The 7,094-nt window shown below is 42.1% G+C and carries 7 protein-coding genes; 4 read left to right on the plus strand and 3 right to left on the minus strand.

Going from position 1 to position 7,094, the window contains the following annotated elements; all coding sequences use genetic code 11:
• Window positions 1-133 precede the first annotated feature (133 nt).
• Genes JOC94_RS20985 through JOC94_RS20995 form a run of 3 tightly spaced genes read left to right on the plus strand, consistent with a single transcriptional unit; the run spans window position 134 to window position 1,654 of the window.
• Window positions 134-712, plus strand: coding sequence for a LemA family protein (locus JOC94_RS20985; RefSeq protein WP_077112087.1), 579 nt, complete (start codon window positions 134-136; stop codon window positions 710-712).
• Window positions 712-1,482, plus strand: coding sequence for a TPM domain-containing protein (locus JOC94_RS20990; protein WP_077112089.1), 771 nt, complete (start codon window positions 712-714; stop codon window positions 1,480-1,482). The genes JOC94_RS20985 and JOC94_RS20990 overlap by 1 nt, the downstream gene beginning before the upstream one ends.
• On the plus strand, window positions 1,454-1,654 hold the full coding sequence (locus JOC94_RS20995; RefSeq protein WP_139345656.1) for a hypothetical protein: 201 nt from the start codon (window positions 1,454-1,456) through the stop codon (window positions 1,652-1,654). The genes JOC94_RS20990 and JOC94_RS20995 overlap by 29 nt, the downstream gene beginning before the upstream one ends.
• Window positions 1,655-2,072: 418 nt before the next feature.
• Here JOC94_RS20995 and JOC94_RS21000 read toward each other — a convergent pair whose 3' ends face one another.
• The 3 genes from JOC94_RS21000 to JOC94_RS21010 all read right to left on the minus strand — a co-directional run bounded on the left by JOC94_RS21000 (window position 2,073) and on the right by JOC94_RS21010 (window position 5,205).
• A complete protein-coding gene (locus tag JOC94_RS21000) occupies window positions 2,073-3,671 on the minus strand; it encodes a vWA domain-containing protein (protein ID WP_205180295.1) in 1,599 nt (532 codons plus the stop codon).
• Between the two features lie 13 nt (window positions 3,672-3,684).
• Entirely contained in the window at window positions 3,685-4,557 is an 873-nt protein-coding gene (locus tag JOC94_RS21005; RefSeq protein ID WP_077112095.1) for an ATP-binding protein, read from the minus strand.
• A 99-nt stretch (window positions 4,558-4,656) separates the two neighbouring features.
• Complete coding sequence (locus JOC94_RS21010) at window positions 4,657-5,205, minus strand: Rok-like winged helix domain-containing protein (protein WP_077112097.1); 549 nt, start codon at window positions 5,203-5,205, stop codon at window positions 4,657-4,659.
• 229 nt (window positions 5,206-5,434) lie between these two features.
• Between JOC94_RS21010 and JOC94_RS21015 the strand changes: the two genes are divergently transcribed.
• A complete protein-coding gene (locus tag JOC94_RS21015) occupies window positions 5,435-6,919 on the plus strand; it encodes an aldehyde dehydrogenase family protein (protein ID WP_077112099.1) in 1,485 nt (494 codons plus the stop codon).
• Window positions 6,920-7,094 lie beyond the last annotated feature (175 nt).

Consider the following 7,094-nt stretch of genomic DNA (forward strand, 5'->3'; position numbering starts at 1 on the left):
GCTATATGGAAATTGTATCATTTTTCTATTGTTTGGACTAACAAACTATATTTGAATGATAAGCTCTTTTTAAGAAAAAAATGAAACCTTATAAGGCTTTATTCGGTATAATGACTAATAAGGAGTGAAAGAAATGAGAAAAAGCCTGAGTGCGATTATTGGGATTGTTGTGGTACTCGCCATTATCCTGATCCCTTTATTTGGGAGCTATAATGGATTTGTCAATGCTGAGGAAGAGGTCGAGAAGACACATGCCCAAATTGAAAATCAGCTCCAGCGACGAGCCGATTTGATCCCAAATTTAGTAGAAACGGTGAAAGGATACGCGAGTCATGAAGACAAAGTTTTTAGTGACATTGCGGAAGCAAGATCCAAGTTGATCGGGGCAAAAACGCCTGAAGAGCAAGCAAATGCAGATGCCGAACTGACGACCGCTTTAAGCAGACTGCTCGCCATCTCTGAAAATTATCCCGAATTAAAAGCCGATAAACAATTTACACAGTTGATGGACGAGCTTGCCGGAACTGAAAACCGGATCGCGGTTGCGAGAATGGATTACAACGATCAAGTGACAGTCTACAATAAGAAGGTAAGACAGTTCCCGGGACGCATTACAGCATCCATATTTGGGTTTGAGAAGAAGGAGTACTTTAAAGCAGATGAAGAAGCGCAAAATGTGCCGGATGTAGATTTTGAAAGGAATGGGGAGTAATGAAAAGGTTCCTCTTTTCCCTCCTCTTCCTTTTTCCCATCCTTTTATTTGCCCAAGGACAGCAGGGTTTTGCAGCTAATATACCGGATCCAGTTGGAGATATTTATGTACAAGATTTCGCCAATGTGTTATCAGAAAAGGAAAAGCAGGAGCTTGTGGAACTGGGGAAATATTTGGACGATCAAACGGAAGCGCAAATTGCGGTTTTAACCGTTGAGTCGCTTGGAAAAGAAACAGTCGAGGAATACGCATTGGAAGCTTTCCGCCAATACGGGCTTGGCGGCAAAAACACAGACAATGGGGTATTGTTGCTGCTTTCTCTGAATGACCGAAAAATCCGCATTGAAGTTGGGTATGGTCTTGAAGGGGCTCTTCCTGACGGAAAAGTTGGACGAATCTTGGACAGTTACGCCCTCCCCTACTTGGAAAAAGATGAAGTCAATTCGGCAATCATCAATACGTATAAACAATTGTTTAATGAAGTTGGAAAAGAATACAATCTGGATAAAAAGGCCGATGCAAAAGGGTTTGAATATACGGAAACAGATGACGGACCTTCATTGCTGACGGTCATTATATTTTTCCTGATTTTCGCCGGACTTGTATTTTTAGACTTTCGATTTCTTGGCGGAGCTCTCAGTTTGTCAATGCTCAGAATGCTTGCCGCCATCCTCCAAAGCGGTGGTCGTGGCGGCGGAGGCGGTGGTGGATTCCCGCGATCTGGCGGAGGCGGTTCAAGTGGTGGTGGCGGTGCGAGTCGTGGCTGGTAAAGCGAAAAGCGCTACCATTACAGAGGCGACAAGCGCTGGAGCTTCTGAAAGAGAAATGTTTCGATTGAAGCCGCGAAGCAAACTTACACCCCTGGTGCCTAGAGCAAATCAAACAGAAAAGCGACAGGCGCGGTTTAACCGTGTTAAACTGGACGGAAAGCGCCGGCCATAACGGAAGTGAGGTTCTTACCTGCACTTCCGGTTTTTATATGATTTCAGTTTCGTTCGGTGGGGCATGCTTAATTCTTCAATAGACGGCATTCATTATTTTATCAGATGCTAGTCATTGAGCGATTGATTGAGTAATTTTTTCAGCAACGGAAAAAGGATATCGGGAAGTTGATCCGCTTTTTCCGCCATTATGCTTCTGTTTCCATAAATATTTTTAAATACTTCCTCTTGGCCCGGATCAATTCCGTCATTGGAAAGCAGAATGTTAAATACTTCAATTCCCTTCTTTCTGGCCTCTGCTACGGCTTCATGGGTGTCTATAATCCCATTTTGATGGTAGCCGTATGCAGACGGTTCCCCGTCGGAAAAAACGAGAAGAAACTTTTGCTTTTCCGGCCTATGGATCAGCCTTTCGCTTGTTACACGGATGGAAAAACGTCACGGTTATCCTCTTTTTCTTCCAGTCTCATTATTTCAGGCCCCGTACTCTCGTTTAGAGAACGGGAAAACGAAATGACCTTGTCAAAATAGTTTGGCTGTTCATCCTTTGTCGCTTCATCCGCATCTTCCCAAAATCCCGTCACTTCATGAGGTACACGAACAGACTTCAACGCTTCGTGGAATAAAATAATCCCCCGTTTCGTTTCCGTCATTTTATCTGACATCGATGCAGAGCAATCAACTAATAAGCTAAAAACGGCATCAATCTCTTTGACAGGTTCGGTTTTTTTATAAAATAAGTTCGGATAATCCTCAATAAAATACGGTATGAGATTTTTTCCGAGCCGTCCTATCTTCCGATTTGTAAGCTGTCCGGTTTTTTTCTTTTCCAACGTTTGTTCGATGATATTTTTTAGTTTTCTTTTATAAAACAAAACTCCTTCCCTGAGTTTCCTGTATTGCTCTCTATCGTTAGCATCAGGTGTTTGGGGAGGTATAAAAATGGCTTTTGCCTGTTTATTCACCTCTCCGTAGCGATGTGGTTCGTCTGTTGTTTCGATTCCTTCGTTTCCTTCAAGTTCTGTATTTGCCCACGCTTTAGAAGCTGACTTTCCGCTTTTTCCCCGAACGATCGTCATTTCAGTTTGGCCCGGCTCTCCCTTTCGCGCATTTCCCTTTGGCAAACTCGATTTCGTTCCCCTTTCCAGGTTAAAATACAAGTGGTTGTCTCCTTCTTTTTCTGTCTCGCGGTGCCACGTTTTCATTTCCTCTTGGAACACGTCTTTATTTTTGGCATCTGCTGGATCATTGTTTTCAAGGAAAGATTTTCTTGCTTTACCTGTTCGAGCCTTCATCAGGGTGTTGCCGGATAATACGGGCAAGTGAAAGTACTCATTGATCATATCATCCGAAAAAAGCAGTTCAGCCTTTTCAACAACTTCGGCACAAAGAATGGCACAATCTTTCGTGGATTGGGCTTCATACATTTTTTCCAGCTTCTCGAGAAACAATGGTATGTGCCTATCGAGTTCAACGGGAAAAGCTGGAAAAGTCGCAAAGGGCTTATTCGTATTCCAAACTGCGTAAATGAAATTAAAAAAAGCGTCTATCCATAAGTTTTTTTCAAGGTTCACATTCATTTGCGATTCAAAGTAATCCATATAAACGGCACGTCTTGTGTGAAACTCCCTATTCATCCCCGTGCGCTTACGCTTACACTCTTCTTCAATCCTTACATCTTCCGCCAACATAAACAATTGTCGGGCGAAGCTTGGAATGTTGGTCTCGGCCGCAAACTTGGAGAAGGGTTCAATCTCGCGAAAATCAGTAAAATGGATGTTTCCGAAAGCCCGCAAAAAGATTTCACTTTTCATTCCATCTATTTTTATTTTTTGGGGACGATCATCCCAAAAATGGCTTACATATATCTTGTTCTCTTGAAAGCTTATATACGATAATTTTCCAAAATCCACCTTGTATTGATTGGTTTTGGCCAGAGTTTTCGCCAAATCTTCCAACTCCAACAAAAGAAAGGAGTTGATTTTTTTGTCGTTGAAATCGATAAAGTGGTATAGCATGAAACCACTCCCTTTAAAATAACGTAGCGGCTATATTCATCACTGCTGCTCTCTCTCTGTCCTCTTCCAGTTTATCGGCAATACCTCTTTGTACTGCGCGAAGCGGCGGCATAAAAACCGCCAAGTCACAAGAATCTAATAACGCCCTGATGGATGCAGCTTCTTCGGGAATTTGGCCGTTTCTTACCTGGAAAAGGAGATCATCAGAAAAACGAATGAATTGTTGAATTAATTTTTCATCTTTTAAAAGACTTTCTTGTTGAATAACTTTTTTTAATACTTCTCCCTGGACATAAGGGATATCGATTACGATAAACCGGTTTTTCAACGCCTCGTTTAAGGGAACTGTTCCAATATATCCCTCGTTAATAGCGGCGATCACACCAAAGGTTTCTTTTGCCTTTACCACGTTTGCTGTAAACGGGTTTGTAAACTTTCTTCTGTAATCGAGGATGCTATTTAAAATCGGGAGTGTCTCCGGTTTGGCCATGTTAATCTCATCGATATATAATAAATGCCCCCTCTCCATCGCTTTTACGACGGGACCCGGAACAAATTCAATGCGGTTTTTCCCCTCTTTTTCGCTTATTGTTTTAAATCCGAGCAATGCTTCAGAATCGGTGTCGACGGAACAATTTACACTATGCAAAGGCTGTCTGAAAATATGGGACAAAGCTTCTGCCAATTTTGTTTTTCCGGAACCAGTCGGACCTTTTAATAAGATATTTTTTCCCAATGATAAAGCGATGACCGCATCACTCAAAATGGAAGAATCATCCGATAAAAAGCCGTTTTCTCCGATTTGTTCTTGATCATAGTGGGAAAATAACTTGTTTCTTTCTTGAATCATTTCTTGAATGTTTTGTGGAAGTTCATTTAATAACATGGGAACAATCCTTTCTTAGTTCCAACTGCTTGGCTTTGTAGCCCTTCTATTTTACCAAACTTCCCGTATCAAAGAAAAAAGCATGCTTTTCAGCAGGCTTTAAGATTCGCTATTCGTCGAATTGTCGTTTTCTTCGCTCCCGAGTATGATGGGACCAAGTGGATTATTCGTCGGCTCTTTATGGTAAGAATATAAGCCCCGTCCGACTTTGATAATTCTTTCATCCGCTTTCATAATGGTGTTCATAAAGGTTGTCATATTGGCGATTTGAAAGCCGGTGCGCTCTTCTATTAATTTTTCCAAATCTATGCCGCGAATGGGAGAAGTTTGTTGCTTCAAAATATTTACCGCGGCTTCGCGCATTTTCGTCGTTTTGCTTCTCCTGGAGGGCCGCGCCCTTCTCATCTTGGATCCAGTCCATTCTTTCTTTTCACCATCTTGTTGGGGAGCTTGCAAATAAGGCTGTGATCTTTCTAAAAATTTTAAATCTTGTTCAGACGTCCCGGTCTCGGCAGATGTTTGGGCATCAAGTTCTCTTAAACGGCTAAAAATATAAGCTCTTTCTTTCTGAATTTGTACGATCAACCTTTCTTCCGCGTCTTTCATTTGCTCCAGTCTAAATCTTAATGCAGCTCTTTCATCAAACATAAAATAAAACCTCCTGTCACAACATTATTATAAGTTGTTTGCATTGAATTAGTAAAGAATTAGTTTTTATATACTAAATATTCTTTTACTAGTAACTATTTGTCGTATCTTGGTAATTTTTGCCTAATTATTTTGTTTGTATATTTCCTATATTCATAGTATACTAATATTTGGAAGCGGTTTCTATTTATATTACCATCCTTGGGAAAATTTTTAAAGGAGGAGTTCAATGAGTCAAGTAGCATTGGAAGTCAACGAAAGAGTGGAAAAGTTTTTACAGGGTACGAAAAAGCTTTATATTAACGGAGAATTTGTTGAGAGTGCAAGCGGAAAGACATTTGAAACCCCTAATCCGGCAACGGGTGAAACTCTCGCAACCCTGTATGAAGGAGAAGCGGAAGATATCAATCGAGCGGTCAAGGCAGCCCGCAAAGCCTTTGATGAAGGCAAATGGCAAAAAATGAGCGCTGCCCAAAGAAGCCGATTAATGTACAAGCTCGCCGATTTAATGGAAGAACACAAGGAAGCGTTGGCCCAACTTGAAACATTGGACAATGGAAAACCGATTCGTGAAACAACAAATGCCGATTTGCCGCTTGCTATTGAGCATATGCGTTATTACGCAGGATGGTCAACAAAGATTACAGGACAAACCATTCCTGTTTCAGGTCCGTTTTTTAACTATACCCGTCATGAAGCTGTCGGTGTAGTCGGACAAATCATCCCTTGGAATTTCCCGCTGTTAATGGCGATGTGGAAATTGGGGGCCGCACTGGCGACTGGATGTACGGTCGTGTTGAAACCTGCGGAGCAAACGCCGCTATCCGCCCTATACTTAGCAGAATTAATTGAAGAAGCCGGATTTCCGCCGGGAGTGGTTAACATTGTTCCGGGATTTGGAGAAACGGCTGGACAAGCTTTGGTAGACCACCCGGAAGTGGACAAAATTGCCTTTACGGGGTCCACTGAAGTCGGAAAGCTCATTATGGAGCGCTGCGCCAAAACAGTCAAAAGAGTTACGCTGGAACTCGGCGGAAAATCACCAAATATTATTCTGCCTGATGCTGACTTGAAAAAAGCCATTCCAGGTGCATTGAATGGCGTCATGTTTAACCAAGGGCAAGTATGCTCTGCCGGATCACGCGTATTTATTCAAAAGAAACATTTTGATAACGTTGTCGCTGATATGGCTTCCCATGCTAAAAGTATTAAGCAGGGATCCGGCCTTGATAAAGATACTCAAATGGGGCCGCTTGTTTCTGCCGAACAACAGAATCGGGTACTTAACTATATTGAGAAAGGGATTAACGAAGGGGCTGAGCTGCTCACCGGGGGCCAACAGCCGCGTGAAGAAGGATTCTTCGTGGAGCCAACCATTTTTGCAGACGTTAAAGACGACATGACGATCGCAAAAGAAGAAATTTTTGGACCGGTTATTGCTGCTTTGCCTTTCGAAGATCTTGATGAACTGATTGATCGCGCCAACAATACGGAGTATGGATTGGCGGCAGGTTTATGGACGCAAGATGTGGCGAAAGCCCATTACGTGGCAAACCGTTTACGCGCGGGTACGGTATGGGTGAACTGCTATAATGCCTTTGATGCCGCGTCTCCGTTTGGAGGATTCAAACAATCCGGTCTTGGGCGCGAAATGGGATCTTACGCCCTGAACAATTATACTGAAGTCAAGAGCGTTTGGATCTCATTAAAATAAAAACGGATATAATACGAAAGAAGCCTTCTGTATTGAGGCTTCTTTTTATCGTCTACAGCAAAAAAATTATAGATAAAAACGGCTCTATACTAAATGTTGGGGTTTCCACATAATTTGCACATAAAAATATACACGCAAACATCCAATTCTTTTATACTTGAATTGCCTAGAAACA

It is taken from the genome of Siminovitchia thermophila, from assembly GCF_016909185.1.
Taxonomy (GTDB): domain Bacteria; phylum Bacillota; class Bacilli; order Bacillales; family Bacillaceae_C; genus Siminovitchia; species Siminovitchia thermophila.

Coding starts and splice junctions, on each gene's coding strand:
- JOC94_RS21015 (WP_077112099.1), top strand. CDS start 5,435: ATGAGTCAAGTAGCATTGGAAGTCAACGAAAGAGTGGAAAAGTTTTTA.
- JOC94_RS21000 (WP_205180295.1), bottom strand. CDS start 3,671: ATGCTATACCACTTTATCGATTTCAACGACAAAAAAATCAACTCCTTT.
- JOC94_RS20985 (WP_077112087.1), top strand. CDS start 134: ATGAGAAAAAGCCTGAGTGCGATTATTGGGATTGTTGTGGTACTCGCC.
- JOC94_RS20990 (WP_077112089.1), top strand. CDS start 712: ATGAAAAGGTTCCTCTTTTCCCTCCTCTTCCTTTTTCCCATCCTTTTA.
- JOC94_RS21005 (WP_077112095.1), bottom strand. CDS start 4,557: ATGTTATTAAATGAACTTCCACAAAACATTCAAGAAATGATTCAAGAA.
- JOC94_RS21010 (WP_077112097.1), bottom strand. CDS start 5,205: ATGTTTGATGAAAGAGCTGCATTAAGATTTAGACTGGAGCAAATGAAA.